The 424-nt window shown below is 42.0% G+C and carries 1 protein-coding gene; it reads left to right on the top strand.

Going from position 1 to position 424, the window contains the following annotated elements; all coding sequences use genetic code 11:
- The coding region (locus tag AAEY62_RS20430; RefSeq protein WP_350636042.1) for a divergent polysaccharide deacetylase family protein at window positions 1–424 on the top strand (424 nt) is incomplete at both ends.

Raw genomic sequence — 424 nt, 5'->3', positions numbered from 1 at the left:
AATAAAGAGCAGATACAGCAAATACTTGGCACTGCTTTGGCCAGTTTACCGCAAGTTAAAGGGGTTAATAATCACATGGGATCGGCGCTCACCCAGCAAGGTCAAGCTATGAGGTGGATAATGGAAGTGCTTAAAAAGCGACATTTATACTTTTTAGATAGTCGCACCACTGAATTAAGCCAGGCACAAAATGCCGCTAACTTTTTAGGCGTTGAAAATATTGGCCGTCATATTTTTTTAGATAACATAACCACACCAGAACAATTACAACTGCGCCTAGATGAGCTAAAACAACACGCTACTGAGCATAAGTTTGCCATTGCAATTGCCCACCCCTACCCTGAAACAATCGCATTTTTACGCCACGTTTTACCACAGCTCAGCAAACAAGGTTTTGAATTAGTACCCGTATCTAAGCTGGTAG

Source organism: Pseudoalteromonas sp. GW168-MNA-CIBAN-0100 (assembly GCF_040309225.1).
In the GTDB taxonomy this organism is placed as follows: Bacteria; Pseudomonadota; Gammaproteobacteria; order Enterobacterales; family Alteromonadaceae; genus Pseudoalteromonas; species Pseudoalteromonas arctica.
This window is presented reverse-complemented; position numbering and strand designations above follow the sequence as displayed.